General features: G+C 61.0%; 18 protein-coding genes. 4 read left to right on the top strand and 14 right to left on the bottom strand.

Annotated features, from left to right (window positions below):
* Positions 1-250 precede the first annotated feature (250 nt).
* On the bottom strand, positions 251-1,960 hold the full coding sequence (gene recJ, locus OIU19_RS23800; RefSeq protein WP_264237064.1) for a single-stranded-DNA-specific exonuclease RecJ: 1,710 nt from the start codon (positions 1,958-1,960) through the stop codon (positions 251-253).
* A gap of 30 nt (positions 1,961-1,990) precedes the next feature.
* Positions 1,991-2,533, bottom strand: a complete 543-nt coding sequence (locus OIU19_RS23795; RefSeq protein ID WP_264237063.1) for a YaeQ family protein — start codon at positions 2,531-2,533, stop codon at positions 1,991-1,993.
* Between the two features lie 130 nt (positions 2,534-2,663).
* Here OIU19_RS23795 and OIU19_RS23790 point away from each other — a divergent pair, with 130 nt between their 5' ends.
* Entirely contained in the window at positions 2,664-3,863 is a 1,200-nt protein-coding gene (locus OIU19_RS23790) for a CaiB/BaiF CoA-transferase family protein (RefSeq protein WP_264237062.1), read from the top strand.
* 22 nt (positions 3,864-3,885) lie between these two features.
* Positions 3,886-4,770 carry a TIGR02285 family protein gene (locus tag OIU19_RS23785; protein ID WP_264237066.1) on the top strand — a complete coding sequence of 295 codons (885 nt, stop codon included), beginning with the start codon at positions 3,886-3,888 and terminating at the stop codon, positions 4,768-4,770.
* A gap of 136 nt (positions 4,771-4,906) precedes the next feature.
* Here the strand turns inward: OIU19_RS23785 and OIU19_RS23780 are convergent, their stop codons facing one another.
* From OIU19_RS23780 to ffh, 12 genes are all read right to left on the bottom strand, one after another.
* On the bottom strand, positions 4,907-5,188 hold the full coding sequence (locus OIU19_RS23780; protein ID WP_186556362.1) for a DUF3509 domain-containing protein: 282 nt from the start codon (positions 5,186-5,188) through the stop codon (positions 4,907-4,909).
* Between the two features lie 79 nt (positions 5,189-5,267).
* Complete coding sequence (locus OIU19_RS23775; RefSeq protein ID WP_264237061.1) at positions 5,268-5,708, bottom strand: histidine kinase; 441 nt, start codon at positions 5,706-5,708, stop codon at positions 5,268-5,270.
* A 160-nt stretch (positions 5,709-5,868) separates the two neighbouring features.
* Entirely contained in the window at positions 5,869-7,278 is a 1,410-nt protein-coding gene (gene thrC, locus OIU19_RS23770; protein ID WP_264237060.1) for a threonine synthase, read from the bottom strand.
* A gap of 55 nt (positions 7,279-7,333) precedes the next feature.
* A complete protein-coding gene (locus OIU19_RS23765; RefSeq protein WP_264237058.1) occupies positions 7,334-8,638 on the bottom strand; it encodes a homoserine dehydrogenase in 1,305 nt (434 codons plus the stop codon).
* 82 nt (positions 8,639-8,720) lie between these two features.
* A complete protein-coding gene (locus tag OIU19_RS23760; RefSeq protein WP_264237057.1) occupies positions 8,721-9,464 on the bottom strand; it encodes a DsbC family protein in 744 nt (247 codons plus the stop codon).
* Between the two features lie 154 nt (positions 9,465-9,618).
* Complete coding sequence (xerD, locus tag OIU19_RS23755; RefSeq protein WP_264237056.1) at positions 9,619-10,515, bottom strand: site-specific tyrosine recombinase XerD; 897 nt, start codon at positions 10,513-10,515, stop codon at positions 9,619-9,621.
* 199 nt (positions 10,516-10,714) lie between these two features.
* The gene (locus tag OIU19_RS23750; protein ID WP_186556368.1) at positions 10,715-11,125 is read right to left on the bottom strand and encodes an acyl-CoA thioesterase; all 411 of its coding nucleotides are present in this window, start codon (positions 11,123-11,125) and stop codon (positions 10,715-10,717) included.
* Between the two features lie 101 nt (positions 11,126-11,226).
* Positions 11,227-11,577, bottom strand: a complete 351-nt coding sequence (gene rplS / locus OIU19_RS23745) for a 50S ribosomal protein L19 (RefSeq protein WP_011535315.1) — start codon at positions 11,575-11,577, stop codon at positions 11,227-11,229.
* A 42-nt stretch (positions 11,578-11,619) separates the two neighbouring features.
* On the bottom strand, positions 11,620-12,372 hold the full coding sequence (gene trmD, locus OIU19_RS23740; RefSeq protein ID WP_186556369.1) for a tRNA (guanosine(37)-N1)-methyltransferase TrmD: 753 nt from the start codon (positions 12,370-12,372) through the stop codon (positions 11,620-11,622).
* Between the two features lie 3 nt (positions 12,373-12,375).
* Positions 12,376-12,912, bottom strand: a complete 537-nt coding sequence (rimM, locus tag OIU19_RS23735; protein WP_264237054.1) for a ribosome maturation factor RimM — start codon at positions 12,910-12,912, stop codon at positions 12,376-12,378.
* 5 nt (positions 12,913-12,917) lie between these two features.
* A complete protein-coding gene (gene rpsP, locus OIU19_RS23730; protein ID WP_016501232.1) occupies positions 12,918-13,169 on the bottom strand; it encodes a 30S ribosomal protein S16 in 252 nt (83 codons plus the stop codon).
* Positions 13,170-13,402: 233 nt separating this feature from the next.
* Positions 13,403-14,779, bottom strand: coding sequence for a signal recognition particle protein (ffh, locus tag OIU19_RS23725; protein WP_186556371.1), 1,377 nt, complete (start codon positions 14,777-14,779; stop codon positions 13,403-13,405).
* Between the two features lie 299 nt (positions 14,780-15,078).
* Between ffh and OIU19_RS23720 the strand changes: the two genes are divergently transcribed.
* Together OIU19_RS23720 and OIU19_RS23715 are read left to right on the top strand one after the other, a co-directional pair.
* The gene (locus tag OIU19_RS23720) at positions 15,079-15,888 is read left to right on the top strand and encodes an inner membrane protein YpjD (RefSeq protein WP_186556372.1); all 810 of its coding nucleotides are present in this window, start codon (positions 15,079-15,081) and stop codon (positions 15,886-15,888) included.
* A 9-nt stretch (positions 15,889-15,897) separates the two neighbouring features.
* Complete coding sequence (locus OIU19_RS23715; RefSeq protein ID WP_264237051.1) at positions 15,898-17,100, top strand: transporter associated domain-containing protein; 1,203 nt, start codon at positions 15,898-15,900, stop codon at positions 17,098-17,100.
* The last annotated feature ends 49 nt before the right edge of the window (positions 17,101-17,149 follow it).

Raw genomic sequence — 17,149 nt, 5'->3', positions numbered from 1 at the left:
CGGGCCCGGAAGGCGCCGGCGCGAAGGGATCCCGCCACGGGCGGGACTGATGGTGGAGCGCAGACCTTTTTGGTTACTTTTGGCTGGGCCGGCACACCGGGCGTTTGCCAAAAAGTGACCCGCCGTAAGGGCGGAAAGGTGCCTAAATGTCACCATCGCTCATGGATATGCACCCAATCCCACAAACCAACACCGAGCAAATCAGCAATCAGCAATCAGCAATCAGCAATCAGCAATCAGCAATCAGCAATCAGCGAGCCTCAATGTGCGCAATCATCAACTGCACACTCTCATTCCCGCGAAACTCATTCACATCCAGCTTATAAGCCAACTCCACCCAGCGCACGGTAGGATTCGGCCAAACCTCCCGATCAATCCCAAACGCGATCCCATCCAACCTGACCGCCCCACACTCGCTCTTAAGCACAACCTTCAAATGCCGCTCCCCCACCACCCGCTGCTCGACCAACTGGAACACCCCATGGAACAACGGCTCAGGAAAGTGCTGCCCCCAAGGTCCGGCATTGCGTAGCGCCCGCGCCAGATCAAGGTGAAACTCCTCGACCGCCAAGGTGCCATCGGACAACAACCGCCCAGTCAGATCATCCTCGCTCAACTGCCGCCGCGTCTCTTGATCGAACGCCTCGGCGAACGCCGGAAAGTTCTCCGCTGGCAGCGACAAACCCGCCGCCATGGCATGCCCGCCAAACTTGCTGATCAATTGCGGATGCCGCGCCGCCACCGCATCCAACGCATCACGAATGTGAAAACCCGGCACCGATCGCGCCGAGCCCTTGAGCATGCCCTCGCCCGCATCGGCGAAGGCAATGGTCGGCCGGTGATAACGCTCTTTCAGGCGCGAAGCGAGAATACCGATCACCCCCTGATGCCAATCGGCATCGAACAAGCACAAGCCATAGGGCATGGACTCAACCGGCAAATCCTTGAGCTGAGCCAGCGCCTCACGCTGCATGCCCTGCTCGATGGACTTGCGATCCTGGTTCAGGCCATCGAGCTGTTCGGCCATATCACGCGCCAACGCCGGGTCTTCGCAGAGCAGGCATTCGATGCCCAGGCTCATGTCATCCAGACGCCCAGCAGCATTCAACCGCGGGCCGAGGATGAAGCCCAGGTCAGTGGAGGTGATGCGCTGATGATCCCGTCGAGCCACCTCAAGAATGGCCTTGAGCCCCGCCCGCGCGCGCCCAGCCCGGATGCGCTCCAGGCCTTGATGGACCAGGATGCGGTTGTTGGCATCCAGCGGCACCACGTCAGCCACGCTACCCAAGGCGACCAAGTCGAGCAGCTCGCCAATATTCGGCTGCGGCTGGCTCTCGTAGCGGCCAAGGCTACGCAGGCGCGCACGCAGGGCCATCAGCACGTAGAAAATCACCCCCACCCCGGCCAGCGCCTTGCTGGGGAAGGCGCAGCCCGGCTGGTTCGGGTTGACGATGGCATCAGCATCCGGCAGTTGCGGACCTGGCAAGTGGTGGTCTGTGACCAGCACCTTGAGCCCGGCTGCCTTGGCTGCCGCCACGCCCTCCACACTGGAAATGCCATTATCCACGGTTACCAGCAGGTGCGGCTGACGCTGCAGCGCCACCTCGACAATTTCCGGGGTCAGGCCATAGCCATACTCGAAGCGATTGGGTACCAGGTAGTCGACATGCGCTGCGCCCAGCAGACGCAAGCCCAGTACGCCGACGGTACTGGCCGTAGCACCGTCGGCGTCGAAGTCGCCGACGATCAGGATGCGCTGACGCTGATCCAGCGCCTCGACCAGCAGATCCACCGCCGCGTCGATGCCCTTGAGCTGAGCAAACGGCAACAAGCGCGCCAGGCTCTTGTCCAGCTCAGCCTCGGACTGCACGCCACGGGCAGCGTACAGGCGGGTCAGCAAAGGGGGCAGGCTGCCAAGAAATGGCAGGGTCGGCGGCAGGGGGCGAGGTTCGATACGCATGGGGCCTTCAGCAGTCAATAAGGGTTGAAATCAGCCGCGCTCGCCGAGCAGCCACTGCAGCTGCACTTCGTGCTGGCCACGGTCGTCAGTGACGAACACCGTGCCTTCACTGATCATCACGTCCCACTTGATGCTGCGCGGCATGTCCTTGGCCAGGACCTCCAGCACCTCTTGCGGTACCGCAGCGATGTGCAGGTTCTTCAGATTCTTGACCGCGCCGACCACCTTGGTCTCCCAGACCCGCAGGCTGCCATAGGCCAGCAGGCTGGTGCGCTCGGTCCGGCGCGAGCACCAGGTCAAGCGGTCAGCATCAGGCTGGCCGACTTCGATCCAGTGCAGCACGCGGTCGTCGAGGCTCTTTTCCCATAGGGCAGGCTCATCAACGTCCGACAATCCGCGGCCAAACGACAGGTTCTCGTTGTACCACAGCGCGTAGGCCAACAGACGAACGGCCATGCGTTCCTCGGTTTCCGAAGGGTGACGGGCGATGGTCTGCTTGACGTTTTCGTACACGCCGCGATCGAGGTCGGTCAGGTTCAGTTCGAATTTGTAGGTGGTGGACGGCTGGGCCATGGGCAGCGGGCTTCTTGCAAGAGAAAAGTCGCACAGTCTAACTGATCCAGGCTTGCTTGCGTCGCAGCAGTATCTGCCGCTGGCGACCTATGATAAAACCACCGCTCTGCCCTGTTGCCACGGATGCCCCATGCCCACGCCCAGCAAACCCCTCGCAGGTCTCAAAGTCATCGAGCTAGGCACCCTGATCGCAGGCCCGTTCGCTTCGCGCATCTGCGCCGAGTTCGGCGCCGAGGTGATCAAGGTCGAGTCCCCCGACGGCGGCGACCCGCTGCGTAAGTGGCGCAAGCTTTACGAGGGCACCTCGCTGTGGTGGTTCGTGCAGGCGCGCAACAAGCAGTCGCTGACCCTCAATCTCAAGCATGAGCAAGGGCGCGAGATTCTCAAGCGCCTGCTGGCCGAAGCGGACATCCTGATCGAGAACTTCCGCCCGGGGGTGCTGGAAAAGCTCGGTTTGGGTTGGGACGTGTTGCATGCGCTCAATCCGCGCTTGGTCATGGTGCGCCTGTCGGGCTTCGGCCAGACCGGGCCGATGAAAGACCAGCCAGGCTTTGGCGCGGTAGGTGAATCGATGGGCGGGCTGCGCTATATCACGGGCTTCGAGGACCGCCCGCCGGTGCGCACCGGGATTTCCATCGGCGACTCGATTGCCGCTTTGTGGGGGGTGATCGGCGCCTTGATGGCCTTGCGTCACCGGGAGGTGAACGGCGGTGAGGGTCAGGTAGTAGACGTCGCCCTGTATGAAGCCATTTTCGCCATGATGGAGAGCATGGTCCCAGAGTTCGACGTGTTCGGCTTCATTCGCGAGCGCACCGGCAACATCATGCCGGGGATTACGCCTTCCTGTATCCACACTAGCGCCGACGGTAAGCATGTGCAGATCGGCGCCAACGGCGATGCCATCTTCAAGCGTTTGATGCAGGCCATCGGCCGCGACGACCTGGCCAATGACCCCAGCCTCGCCAGCAACGATGGCCGCGACCTGCGCCGGGACGAGCTGTATGGGGTGATCGATCGTTGGGTCAATGGCCTGGCGCTGGACCAGGTGATGCAGACCCTCAACGACGCCCAGGTGCCTGCGAGCCGCATTTATTCCGCCGAAGACATGTTCAGCGACCCGCAATTTCTCGCCCGGGAGATGTTCCTGCAAGGTCGACTGCCGGACGGCAAACCCTTCAAGATGCCTGGCATAGTGCCCAAACTCTCCGATACCCCAGGATCCACTGAATGGGTAGGCCCGGCCCTTGGGGAACACACTGAAGCGCTGCTGACTCGCCTTGGCTACGACGCTGCGGCGATCGCCCGCTTGCGTGAGGCCGGTGCGGTCTGACCCCGCGCCGCTCTTCATGCCCATGCGCGCCAGCCGTCTGCTTCGTCCCCTGATCCTGCTCTGCGCTCTGCTGCCTGTCATCGCTGAGGCCAAGGAGCGCCTGCTCTGGCTGGTGCGCGACTTGCCGCCGTTCACCATCTTCGAAGGCCCAGAGAAAGGCCAGGGGGTGATCGACCGCATGCTGCCTATGTTGATCGAGCAGATGCCCGAATACGACCACAGCATCGTGCGGGTCAATCGCGCCCGCGGCATCCAGATGCTTCAAGAACCCAGCTTTACCTGCGATCCCACGCTGTTATGGACGCCAGAACGGGCCAAATATGCGCTGTTTTCCAAGCCCACATTGGGCGTGTTGAGCAGCGGCGTGGTGGTGCGCAAGCAAGACCAGGCCGGGGTCGAACCTTTCCTCGATGCACAGGAAGTCGATCTCAAGCAGTTGCTGGCAGAAACCCGGCTCAAGCTGGGTATCGTCGCCGAGCGCAGCTACAGCGCACAGGTCGATGACATTCTGCGCCAGTTGCCCGATAGCGCCTTCAGCCGCCATTACGGCAACGACGCCACGGCGAGTTTGTTGCAGATGCAGCAACTAGGGCGTTTGCAATTGGTCCTGGGATACTGGCCTGAGGTTCGCTATCTGATTCAACAGCAAGGTGGCAGGCTGGACGATTATCTGTTCTATCCGATCCAGGGGGTAAACCCCTATCAGTTCCTGCATGTCGCTTGTTCCGACACACCGCTGGGGCGTGAAGCGATAGCTCATATCGACCAACTGCTCCCAGCACTGCGCCGCAACACCCTGCCCCAACTCTATGCCCACTGGCTCGATCCGCAATTGCGCGAGGGTTATTTACAGCAGGCTCGCCAGCTCTCCGAGCAAACCTTGCCAAACGCCACCCCTCAGCCTTGATAACGGCAAAAAGAAACCCCGGTCGCTGGGGAACACGACCGGGGCTAATCGAAAGTCCTCGCGAACTTCCCGTGACAGCCTGACGACACCGGAGCAAAGCGCCGCTGGGCTGCCATTACTGTGTCTGACGGATCGCTCAGGCGAAGGTTCCATGAATATGTTGTTGATGCTGCAGCGCTGCAATGACGCACGGCTGCAGGCGTCCTTCGGCGATCTGCAGGTCGCGGTGCAAGCCATCTACCAGATCGATCAACAGGCTTTGCTCCTGCAGTTGTCGCTGGCTGACCATGCGTTGCAAGGTTACGCTGCCGTGGCTGTCGTGCACGGTCAGTTGCCGGTTTGCATTGGCGTCAACTGCACCGAGTTGGGCCGTGTAGGGAGTCAGGGCATCATTGAGCAGTCTGCAGATTCTTTCCATCCGGCGTACTCGCTTTGTTTTGGGACATATCGCTACTGACCCTCGGACGCTGCGCAAAGTTCGCAGCAATAGGCCTGTTTCACTGAGCATGCGCGTGCAACATGACACTTTGAAAACCTTCCCAGGCGGCAACCGGGGCGCGGCCACACAGCCGCTTTAGCGCCTGCTCAAGCCCAGGCATCGTGACTGGCCAAGGGAGCTCAGCCAGCACCCACAAACCGCGTTGACGGGCTTCGCGGGCAAGATCCGCCCGGCTTGCGCAGGGTTCGCCGACAAACAAGAGCGCCCTTACCCCGTGCACACTACACAGATGATTGAGTAAGCGTTTGCCAGCCGTCTCGGACATGGCATGGTCGAGTATCAGCAGGTCGAACAACGGTTCGCTCGCCAAGCAGGCCTTGGCAGCCGGCAGGTCGTCGGCCAGCCGAACATTGAACACGCCCTGGGCATTGCACGCCTGATGCAGGGTAATTTGCTGGGAAGGACGTTCCTGGTAGATCAGGACTGTGAGCCGATTCATGAAGCGCTCCTGGGCGCCACACGCCCGGATTGAGGAGTCGGCAACTCTAGGAAACACCCCGAATGGGTGAAATAGGAAATTACTTAAAGTTGGGGGTAACTCTTCCTCAAAAACAAGAGAGCCCGTCACAGGACGGGCTCTTCACACGCACGCAGATCGCTTACAGCGGCTTACCGCGATTACCGTGCTGGCTGACGAACGCCTGCACGGCCTTCAGGTCATTGGCCAGCACCGTGCAGCGCTCTTCGCGGCTGAACAGATCGCTCAGGTGTGCCGGCAGCTCCAGCGCCTTGCCAACGCCGGCCTTCTCCACCGCTTCCGGGAACTTGACCGGATGCGCAGTACCTAGCACTACCATCGGCGTGTCCAGGCTACGGCGGCACTCACGAGCGGCCTTGACGCCAATCGCTGTGTGCGGATCGAGCACTTCGCCAGTGCTGGCGAAGACTTCGGCGATGGTCTCGCAGGTTTGCTCGTCGCTGACGGCCAGCGAGTCGAACAACTTGCGCGCTTCGACCCAGCGATCTTCATCGACGCTGAAACCGCCACCTTGCTTGAAGTTGGCCATCAGCTCGGCAATCGCCGCGCCGTTGCGACCGTGCAGATCGAACAGCAGGCGTTCGAAGTTGGACGAGACCATGATGTCCATCGACGGCGACAAGGTCGCGTGCAACGTCTCTTTGACGTACTGGTTGCCGCTCATGAAGCGGTGCAGGATGTCGTTGCGGTTGGTCGCTACGACCAGCTGGCTGATCGGCAGGCCCATGTTGCGCGCCAGGTAACCGGCGAAGATGTCGCCGAAGTTGCCGGTCGGAACCGAGAACGCCACCGAACGCGCCGGGCCGCCCAGCTGCAAGGCTGCGTGGAAGTAATAGACGATCTGGGCCATGATCCGCGCCCAGTTGATCGAGTTGACGGCGACCAGGCGCGTGCCTTTGAGGAACGACTGGTCGGCGAAGCTGGCCTTGACCATTTCTTGGCAGTCGTCGAAGTTGCCTTCGATAGCGATGTTGTGGATGTTGTCACCGAAGATGGTGGTCATCTGCCGGCGCTGCACTTCCGACACGCGCTGATGCGGATGCAGGATGAAGATATCGACGTTGTCGCAACGACGGCAGCCTTCAATGGCCGCAGAACCGGTGTCACCACTGGTGGCGCCGACGATCACCACACGCTCGCCGCGCTTGGCCAGTACGTGATCGAGCAGGCGACCGAGCAGTTGCAGGGCGAAGTCCTTGAACGCCAGGGTCGGGCCGTGGAACAGCTCCATGACCCACTCGTTGCTGTTGAGCTGGCGCAGCGGTGCCACAGCGGCATGGGAGAACGCGCCGTAGGTTTCTTCGAGGATCTTCTTGAAGTCAGCATCGGCGATGCTGCCGGCAACGAACGGGCGCATGACGCGGAAAGCCAGCTCGTGGTACGGCAGGCCAGCCCACGAGGCGATTTCTTCCTGGGTGAAGCGTGGCAGGTTCTCCGGCACATACAGGCCGCCATCGCTGGCAAGGCCTGCGAGCAGGACGTCTTCGAAGTTCAGGGCCGGGGCTTGGCCGCGAGTACTGATATAGCGCATAGGGGCAAACCTTCAATGCTGGGGCCCGGGCCGCGCAGGCGGCCCGCAGGCGAAATTAGTTGAGCTGTTCGACGCGGATACGCACGACCTTGCCGATCACATCCTGCAGCGATTCCAGGGCGAGGATGGCGTCGTTGATGCGTTTTTCGACCACACGGTGAGTGACCAGGATCATCGGCACCAGACCGTCCTGCTCTTCGGCTTCCTTCTGCATGATCGACTCGATGTTGATGCCGCGCTCCGACAGGATGCTAGCCACCTGGGCCAGTACGCCCGGATGATCCTTGGCCTGAATGCGCAGGTAGTAGGCGCTTTCGCAGGCCTCGATCGGCAGAATCGGGTGAGCCGACAACGCGTCCGGCTGGAAGGCCAGGTGCGGTACGCGGTTTTCCGGATCGGAGGTCATCGCCCGGACCACATCGACCAGGTCGGCGACGACCGACGAGGCCGTCGGCTCCATCCCGGCGCCAGCGCCGTAGTACAGGGTGGAACCGGCGGCATCGCCATTGACCATCACCGCGTTCATCACGCCGTTGACGTTGGCAATCAACCGGTCGCTAGGGATCAGCGTCGGATGCACGCGCAGCTCGATACCGGCATCGGTGCTGCGCGCCACGCCCAGGTGCTTGATGCGGTAGCCCAGCGCTTCGGCGTAGTTGACATCGGCAGTGGTCAGCTGGGTGATGCCCTCGGTGTAGGCCTTGTCGAACTGCAGCGGGATGCCAAAGGCAATCGAGGCCAGGATGGTCAGCTTATGCGCCGCATCGATGCCTTCGACATCGAAGGTCGGGTCGGCTTCGGCATAACCCAAGGCCTGCGCTTCGGCGAGCACGTCAGGGAAGGTACGGCCCTTGTCGCGCATCTCGGTGAGGATGAAGTTGCCAGTGCCGTTGATGATCCCGGCCAGCCAGTTGATGCGGTTGGCCGAAAGACCTTCGCGGATCGCCTTGATCACCGGGATGCCACCAGCGACAGCCGCTTCGAAGGCGACGATGACGCCCTTCTCGCGGGCCTTGGCAAAGATCTCGTTGCCGTGCACGGCGATCAGCGCCTTGTTCGCAGTCACCACGTGCTTGCCGTTCTCGATGGCCTTCAGGACCAGGTCACGGGCAATGGTGTAGCCACCGATCAGCTCGATGACGATATCAATCTCTGGGTTGCTCACGACCTCGAACACATCAGCGGTAATGGGGGTACCGGTAATCTGGCAGTTCGGGTTCTGCGAGCGCATGGCGATCTGTGCAACTTCAATACCGCGCCCGGCACGGCGGGCAATCTCCTCGGCGTTGCGCTGAAGTACATTGAAGGTTCCGCCACCGACGGTCCCCAACCCACAGATGCCTACTTTGACCGGTTTCACTGTGAACTCCCCATTGAACGGCCGACGCTGTGCCGACCGTGAAACATGCCGTCACCCCATGACGACGGCGTACTGAATTGGATTACTTGCTTGGCGCCAAGGCGAGCTTGGCCACTTGCGGAGCGGGTTGATAGCCCGGAATCACCTGGCCGCTTTCCAGGACGATGGCCGGCGTGCCATTGACACCGATCGACTGGCCCAGATGGAACTGCTTGCCGACCGGGTTGGCGCACTTGGCGGCTTTGATTTCCTTGCCATCCACCATCTTGTCCATCGCCGCGCGACGATCGCTGGAGCACCAGACTGCCTGCAATTGCTCGTCACCTGGCGAGCCCAGGCCCTGACGCGGGAAAGCGACGTAGCGCACTTCGATACCGCGACGGTTGAGCTCCGGCACTTCGGCGTGCAGCTTGTGGCAATACGGGCAGGTGGTGTCGGTGAACACGGTGATGTGCGACTTGGTTTCGCCCTTGGCAGGATAAACCACCATCTCGCCCGCTGGAATGCCGTTGATAAGCTTGGCGATGCCCTGACGCTCAGTTTTTTCAGTCAGGTTGACCGGCTTGCCGTCCTGGATCTGGAACAGGTAGCCCTGCATCACGAATTGGCCGTCAGCGCTGGCGTACAGCACCCGACCGCCCTGCAGCTTGACTTCATACAGGCCATTGAGTGGGCTGCTGGCGACGCTTTCGACCGGCACTTCCAACTCGAGGGTTTGCAAGGTCTTGCGGATCGCCTGCTCGGCACCGGCGTCGGTGGCTGCGGCAGCGGCGAAGGTGCTGGCCAGCGCCAAAGCGGCGGCGGCGAAAATCTGGGTCACGCGCATGGGGTACTCCTGAAGACGGACGGGGCCGCAGGACGTCGCCTGCGGGAAAAATCGCGGCAACCGGGCGGCCCTTGGTGCAAACCGCTCAAGCCTACCACATCAAGCTGCGGCTAGATGAGTCCTCACGTGCCGGTCGGCGGAACATGAAAATCATTCATCCTCGCGGATGGTGTTGTGCGTGCAGTTGCTGCAGCCGAGCCTTGGCCACATGGGTGTAGATCTGCGTGGTGGAGAGGTCGCTGTGGCCGAGCAACATCTGCACGACGCGCAGGTCGGCGCCATGGTTGAGCAGATGGGTGGCGAAGGCGTGGCGCAAGGTATGCGGCGACAATGACTTGTCGATGCCAGCGACCTGGGCCTGGTGCTTGATCCGGTGCCAGAAGGTCTGGCGGGTCATCTGCTCGCCACGCTGACTGGGGAACAGGACATCGCTGGGGCGCTCTTTGAGCAACTCGGCGCGGGCCTGGCGCAAGTAACGCTCCAACCACAGCACGGCCTCCTCGCCCATGGGTACCAGACGCTCCTTGCTACCCTTGCCCATGACCCGCAATACGCCCTGGCGCAGGTTGACTTGATCGAGGGTCAGGCTGACCAGCTCGGTCACCCGCAGGCCACAGGCGTAGAGCACTTCGAGCATGGCACGATCACGCTGGCCGATGGCCTCGCTCAGGTCGGGGGCTTGCAGTAACGCCTCGACGTCGGCTTCCGACAACGATTTGGGCAACGGCTTACCCAATTGCGGCATGTCGATTTGTAGGGTTGGGTCTAGAGCGATCAGCTTTTCCCGCAACAAATAACGAAAGAAACCACGTAGGCCGGAGATAAACCGTGCAGTTGAGCGGGGTTTATAACCTTGCTCGAGGCGCCAGGCCAAGTGATCGAGGATCAGCTCGCGGCCTGCGTCCGGCAGTGCTACGCCGTGCTCGTGCAGCCAGCCATTGAACAGGGCCAAGTCACTGCGATAGGACACACGGGTGTTATCGGACAGGCCTTTTTCCAGCCACAGGGCGTCGAGGAATTGATCAATCAGAGGGTGGTCGAGGGCGGGCATGCGCAGTCGCTGGATAGGGAAGTGCGTTCAGTGTTTCACAGGCTGTGATGTGTTGTCTGTACTAGCCCTATCGCGGGGCAAGCCCGCTCCCACGTTCGCCGCGAAAACACTCCAGCGTGGGAGCGGGCTTGCCCCGCGATGCAGGCGACTCAGGCCGACCAGACTGGCGTAGTAGTGCCAGTACAGACAACAACACTTATCAGGCCTCAGCCAAAACCGGCACTGGACGCTTGTCTTCATCGATGGCAACAAAGCTGAACACGCCATGAATCGCCCGCTCACGACCATCCAGGTACATGTTCTCGACGAACACATCGACCTGCACCTGCAAGCTGGTATTGCCCACCTTGACCACCGTGCCAACCAACTCAACGATCGAGCCCGCCGGAATCGGGTGCTTGAAGTCGATGCGATCGGTGGACACTGTCACCAGCGGCAGGCGGCAGAAGCGGGTGGCGGCGATGAACGACACTTCGTCCATCCAGGCCAGCGCGGTACCGCCGAACAAGGTGTTGTGATGGTTGGTGGTGTTAGGAAACACCGCCTTGGTCACGCGGGTGACCGACAGCTCGGTGCGGCGCTGAATTTCCTGGTCTCGGGTGCTGGTCATGATTATTTCACATCGCAATGGCAGGGTTTCAGAAAGCAAAAAAGCAGCCCGAAGGCTGCTTTTTTCTCGCATGGTGGCCGCAGCCACCAGTCAAACTGCACTCAGGACAGTTTTTCTTTGATGCGAGCGGCTTTGCCGGACAGGTCGCGCAGGTAGTACAGCTTGGCTTTACGCACGTCACCACGACGTTTCACGGCCAGGCTGTCGATTTGCGGGCTGTAGGTCTGGAAGGTACGCTCAACGCCAACGCCGCTGGAGATCTTGCGCACAGTGAAGGCGCTGTTCAGACCACGGTTACGCTTGGCGATAACAACGCCTTCGAACGCCTGCAGACGGGAACGATCACCTTCCTTCACTTTAACCTGGACGACAACGGTGTCGCCTGGTGCGAAGGTCGGGATTTCCTTGCTCATCTGCTCTGCTTCGAGCTGCTGGATGATTTTGTTAGTCATGCTGTGCTCCTAAGGTGGAAAACGTGATCCACCATCGATACGTTAACTATCGTTCCGCTCGCGGAGGTATTCCTCGAGCAGCTTCTTCTCTTCTCCAGAAAGTGAGCGACTTTCCAGAAGATCGGCGCGTCGTTCGAAGGTCCTACCAAGGGACTGCTTCATCCGCCAACGCCGGATATGTGCATGGTTGCCACTTAGCAACACGTCGGGTACACGCTGATCCGCATACACCTCAGGTCGGGTGTAGTGCGGGCAATCCAGCAAGCCATCGGTGAAGGAGTCTTCCTCCGCCGAGCCTACATGCCCTAAAGCTCCGGGCAGCAGCCGCGTAACCGCATCGATCAGGACCATGGCCGGCAGCTCGCCACCGGAAAGTACATAGTCGCCAATCGACCACTCTTCATCGACATGAGCTTCAATAAAACGCTCGTCAATGCCTTCATAACGACCGGCGATCAGGATCAGAGATTCCTGTTCGGCCAGGCCTTGAACCGCCTGCTGATCCAGCTTGCGGCCCTGTGGCGAGAGGTAGATCACCTTCGCCGCTGCTCCAGTCGCTTGCCTGGCGCTAGCCAAGGCATCTTCCAGAGGCTTGATCTTCATCACCATGCCCGGACCACCGCCAAACGGCCGATCATCCACTGTATGGTGGCGATCAGTGGTGTAGTCCCGCGGATTCCAGCAGGTGACTTGCAACAAGCCCTGCTTCACCGCGCGGCTGGTAATGCCGTACTCAGTAATGGCCGAAAACATCTCGGGGAACAACGTGATGACTTCTACGCGAAGGTTACCCATCAGTTAGAAATCCGCGTCCCATTCGACTCGCATCACGCCTGCTTCCAGGTCGACTGCCAGCACGCATTGCGCCGTATAGGGCAACAAACGCTCGCGATCATCCAGGCTGCCTGCGCAAGGCTTGACCACCATTACATCGTTCGCGCCGGTCTCCAACAGGTGATCAACCTTGCCGAACAGCTGTTCGTCCTGGTTGATGACTTTCAGACCTTGCAACTGGTACCAGTAGTACTCGTCTTCAGTCAGGTTGGGCAAAAGGCTACGCGAGATGCAAATCTCGTAACCGCTCAGAAGACGTGCTTCGTCACGATCGTCGAGCCCTTTAAGCTTGGCGACCAGCTCCTTTTTATTGGAACGGCCACTGACCAGCTCGACCTGCTTGACCGACCCTTCGCGCCGAAGCGTCCAGTTACGGTAATCCAACAGGTTTTCAATCGGATCGGTAAAGGAATACACCTTCACCTCGCCGCGAACGCCGTGAACCGAAAAAATCTTGCCAACAACGATCAGGTCATCAGCATTTTCTGGCGTCGCGTTCATACTGTTCAGGCAGCAGCCTTGGCAGCTTCCTTCAGCAGCTGAGCAACGCGCTCAGACGGCTGTGCGCCGATGCTCAGCCAGTGAGCAACGCGGTCTTGTTTAACGGACAGACGAACTTCCTGACCACGAGCGATTGGGTTGAAGAAGCCAACCTGTTCGATGTGGGAGCCGTCACGCGGGTTACGCGAGTCGGTTACGGTCAGTTGGTAGAACGGGCGCTTTTTGGAGCCGCCACGGGCAAGACGAATGGTAAGCATTGAACATCGTTCCTGTAGTCGGTGCTGCAAATCATAATGCACAGCGGGCACACGGGTGCCCGAAAGGCCGCACATTCTCAAGGAATATCCGGACTTTTGCAAATGCCTTTTTACGTTGAGAAAAAAGGCCAGCCTGCCGATTCGCGATCTAAGCTGCCTTTATATAAGGCAGCGGTGTACCCGCCGAGGCGGGGCTCGGTCACCAGCAGCTAGGCTGGCGACCAAATTCAGGGTTACAGCTTGGGCATGCCGCCGCCAGGCATCATGCCGCCAAGGCCGCGCATCATCTTGGCCATGCCGCCCTTGGTAGAAAACTTCTTCATCATCTTCTGCATCTGTTTGTGCTGTTTGATCAGCCGGCCGACGTCCTGCACCTGAGTGCCGGAGCCCAAAGCGATACGACGCTTGCGCGAACCGCTGAGCAGGTCCGGGTCGCGGCGCTCGGCCGGCGTCATGGAGTTGATGATCGCCTCCATTTGCTTGAACTGCTTCTCGGCCGCGCCCTGGGCGTTGCCCATCTGCGACAGGTTGACCCCACCGATGCTCGGCAGCTTGTCCATCAAGCCGCCCAGGCCGCCCATGTTCTTCATTTGCTGCAGCTGGTCGCGGAAGTCCTCGAGATCGAAGCCCTTGCCCTTCTTGAGCTTCTTGGCCAGCTTGTCGGCCTTGGCCTTGTCGATATTCTGCTCGGCCTGCTCGATCAGGCTAAGCACGTCACCCATGCCAAGGATGCGCGAGGCGATCCGGTCTGGGTGGAACGGCTCGAGCGCTTCGCTCTTCTCGCCCATGCCGATGAACTTGATCGGCTTGCCGGTGATGGCGCGCACCGACAGCGCAGCACCGCCACGGGCGTCACCGTCGACCTTGGTCAACACCACGCCAGTCAGCGGCAGGGCGTCACCAAAGGCCTTGGCGGTGTTAGCGGCGTCCTGACCGGTCATGGCATCGACCACGAACAGGGTCTCGATCGGCTTGACCGCAGCGTGCAGGTCCTTGATCTCGTCCATCATGTCGGCGTCGATGTGCAGACGCCCGGCGGTGTCGACGATGACCACGTCAATGAACTTGAGCTTGGCTTCGCGGATCGCCGCTTCAGCGATGGCTACAGGCTTCTGGCTGATATCGGACGGGAAGAAGGTCACGCCGATGTCGTTGGCCAGGGTTTCCAGCTGCTTGATCGCCGCCGGACGGTAGACGTCAGCCGAGACCACCATGACGCTCTTTTTCTTGCGTTCTTTAAGGAAGCGCGCCAGCTTGCCGGCAGTGGTGGTCTTACCCGCACCCTGCAGACCGGCCATCAGCACTACCGCAGGCGGGGCCGAGTTCAGCGCGAGGTCTTCGTTGGCCGCGCCCATCAGGCTTTCCAGCTCGGCCTGGACGATTTTCACGAACGCCTGGCCTGGGGTCAGGCTGCGCGACACTTCGGTGCCGACCGCACGCTCTTTGATACTGTTGACGAAATCCTTGACCACCGGCAGGGCGACGTCGGCTTCCAGCAGCGCCATGCGCACTTCGCGCAACGTGTCCTTGATGTTGTCTTCAGTCAGCTTGGCCTTGCCGGTGACATGGCGCAGCGTCTGTGACAGGCGGTCGGTCAGGTTTTCGAACATGGTGATCCTTTCAGGCTTGGCAAAGCCGAGGTTTGTCAGGCGCCCAGGCGCAAATCAAACACGCACAGGGAACAGCAAGCCGACGATTATAACCAAGACTGCTCGCGGCGCACACTATGCTCGGATGGATGTGCCTGCCATGTGCAAAATGGGCCTGCAACTTGGTCCTTGACGGAGCGGGCTCAGTTGCGAACAGCTCAGCATGACCGATATCAATGCCCCAGCCTGCCCGCAGACTTCCTTGGCAGCGGCGTTCTATGCCAAACTCCCTCTCTTTCAGGGCTTGCCTACCAGGACTTATGCTCTCTTCACCCAGTCTTATCCCTAACCTGATCGCCGCCGGCCTGTACATCGCCGCCGCGCTCTATCACGGCAGTCGCCTGGCCCAAGGCACCCGCGCCGATAAACGGCTGCTCGGCCTGCTCGGCGCCATCGCCGTGATCGCCCAAGGCGGCGCGCTGTTCTTCCAACTGCTCACGCCGCTGGGCCTGAGCCTGGACTTCTTCAGCGCCTCCAGCCTGATCGCCGTGGCGGTCATAGGCCTGACGCTGCTGGCCTGCCTGCGCATACCCGTGGAAAACCTACTGGTGTTGCTGTTCCCGCTCGGCGCTATAACCGCCCTGCTGGCCCAGTTCGCGCCACCCGGGACGGTGCCGCTGATCAATGAAGAACCTGGGATCCTCGCGCATATCCTGCTGTCGATCCTGGCCTACGGGCTGTTCACCATCGCGGTGTTCCAAGCCCTGCTGCTGCTACTGCAGGACCACCAGCTCAAGCACAAGCACCCGTCCGGGCTGATCCGCAACTTCCCGCCACTGCAAACCATGGAAAGCCTGCTGTTTGGTTTCCTCTGGGCCGGCTGGGCGTTGCTATCGCTGTCGCTGATCTCCGGCTGGCTGTTCCTCGACAACCTGTTCGCCCAGCACCTGGTGCACAAGACCCTGCTCGCCTGCGTCGCCTGGATCGTGTTCAGCGTCTTGCTGTGGGGCCGCACCCGCCTGGGCTGGCGTGGACACAAGGCGATTCGCTGGACCCTGGCCGGTTTCTGCCTGTTGATGCTGGCCTACTTCGGCAGCAAGCTGGTACGCGAATTCATCCTGCACATCTGACGGTCACCTATGGATAGCCTGCCGTTCGCCCCGCTGCTTGGTACTTTGGCCCTGGCGCTGCTGTGGGCGGCGTTGTTTACCGCGGTCGATGCAGCCCGCCAGTTACTCAATGGCCAGGCCCGCGGTGCAGAAACCGGCGAACCCAACCTACCCGCCCAGGCACTGGTGTTCGGCGCCAGCCTGGGCAAGCTGCTGGTGCTCGGCCTGGCTTGCCTGATTGGTCAACGCCATAGCGGCGAACATGGCTTCTGGCTCGGCGGCCTGGCCGCCAGCCTGGCGCTGCTGGTACTGGCCGAGTATCTGCCGCGGCGCCTGGCCCGGCGCAACCCACAGGCCTTCGTCAGCCTCGGCGCCAGCCTGCTCAGACTGCCGCTGGCCCTGCTACAGCCCTTTGCCTGCCTGCTCGACGGCATGGCCAAGCTGATCCTGCGCCCTTTCCGCCCGCAGCCCACAGCGGTTGCCCTGCATGAGCAGGAACAGCATGAGGACGATGACCCGCTGCACGAGACGCCACGCCATGGCCTGCTCGATGGCCTGCAAGCGCTGGACAAGATCACCGTCAACGACATCCTGGTGCCGCGCAACGAAGTCGATGGCATCAACCTGGACGACCCCATCGAACAGATCATCGAGCAACTGATCGTCAGCCGGCATACCCGCCTGCCGGTGTATCACAACGACATCAACCAGGTTGAAGCGATCCTCAATACCAAACTGATCAGCCACTTGTTGCCGCGTGGCGAACTGACCCACGAAGCCCTCCACGGCGCCTGCTACGAGCCCTACTTCGTCCCCGAAAGCACCCCGCTGCAACTGCAATTGCTGAACTTTCACAAGCAGCAACGGCGCCTGGGCGTAGTGGTTGATGAATACGGCGAGGTGCTGGGCATCGTTACCCTGGAAGACATCCTCGAGGAGATCGTCGGCGAATTCGAAGACGAGCAGAGCCTGGACAACCCGCACATCCACCCCCAGGCCGATGGCCGTTTCGTCATCGAAGGCACCGCTTCGCTGCGTGAACTCAACCGCAGCCTGGGCTGGCACCTGCCCTGCGATGGCGGGCCGAAGACCCTCAATGGCCTGGTCACCGAAGCGCTGGAGAGCATTCCAGCCAGCGCTGTGTGCCTGAAAATCGGCCGCTATCGCTTGGAAATCCTCGAAACAGAGGATAATTGTGCCAGCAAGGTACTGGTCTGGACCGTGACCCGATAGCTATACTCCGGTCACGCTTACCCAGCCCTGCCGTCCCGCCCGCTACCCG

This window comes from Pseudomonas sp. BT-42-2 (assembly GCF_025847435.2).
Taxonomy (GTDB): Bacteria; Pseudomonadota; Gammaproteobacteria; order Pseudomonadales; family Pseudomonadaceae; genus Aquipseudomonas; species Aquipseudomonas urmiensis.
Note: the sequence above shows the minus strand (reverse complement) of the source record. Positions and strands in the feature narration are given on the sequence as shown.

Coding starts and splice junctions, on each gene's coding strand:
- recJ (WP_264237064.1), bottom strand. CDS start 1,960: ATGCGTATCGAACCTCGCCCCCTGCCGCCGACCCTGCCATTTCTTGGC.
- OIU19_RS23795 (WP_264237063.1), bottom strand. CDS start 2,533: ATGGCCCAGCCGTCCACCACCTACAAATTCGAACTGAACCTGACCGAC.
- OIU19_RS23790 (WP_264237062.1), top strand. CDS start 2,664: ATGCCCACGCCCAGCAAACCCCTCGCAGGTCTCAAAGTCATCGAGCTA.
- OIU19_RS23785 (WP_264237066.1), top strand. CDS start 3,886: ATGCGCGCCAGCCGTCTGCTTCGTCCCCTGATCCTGCTCTGCGCTCTG.
- OIU19_RS23780 (WP_186556362.1), bottom strand. CDS start 5,188: ATGGAAAGAATCTGCAGACTGCTCAATGATGCCCTGACTCCCTACACG.
- OIU19_RS23775 (WP_264237061.1), bottom strand. CDS start 5,708: ATGAATCGGCTCACAGTCCTGATCTACCAGGAACGTCCTTCCCAGCAA.
- thrC (WP_264237060.1), bottom strand. CDS start 7,278: ATGCGCTATATCAGTACTCGCGGCCAAGCCCCGGCCCTGAACTTCGAA.
- OIU19_RS23760 (WP_264237057.1), bottom strand. CDS start 9,464: ATGCGCGTGACCCAGATTTTCGCCGCCGCCGCTTTGGCGCTGGCCAGC.
- xerD (WP_264237056.1), bottom strand. CDS start 10,515: ATGCCCGCCCTCGACCACCCTCTGATTGATCAATTCCTCGACGCCCTG.
- OIU19_RS23750 (WP_186556368.1), bottom strand. CDS start 11,125: ATGACCAGCACCCGAGACCAGGAAATTCAGCGCCGCACCGAGCTGTCG.
- rplS (WP_011535315.1), bottom strand. CDS start 11,577: ATGACTAACAAAATCATCCAGCAGCTCGAAGCAGAGCAGATGAGCAAG.
- trmD (WP_186556369.1), bottom strand. CDS start 12,372: ATGGGTAACCTTCGCGTAGAAGTCATCACGTTGTTCCCCGAGATGTTT.
- rimM (WP_264237054.1), bottom strand. CDS start 12,912: ATGAACGCGACGCCAGAAAATGCTGATGACCTGATCGTTGTTGGCAAG.
- rpsP (WP_016501232.1), bottom strand. CDS start 13,169: ATGCTTACCATTCGTCTTGCCCGTGGCGGCTCCAAAAAGCGCCCGTTC.
- ffh (WP_186556371.1), bottom strand. CDS start 14,779: ATGTTCGAAAACCTGACCGACCGCCTGTCACAGACGCTGCGCCATGTC.
- OIU19_RS23720 (WP_186556372.1), top strand. CDS start 15,079: ATGCTCTCTTCACCCAGTCTTATCCCTAACCTGATCGCCGCCGGCCTG.
- OIU19_RS23715 (WP_264237051.1), top strand. CDS start 15,898: ATGGATAGCCTGCCGTTCGCCCCGCTGCTTGGTACTTTGGCCCTGGCG.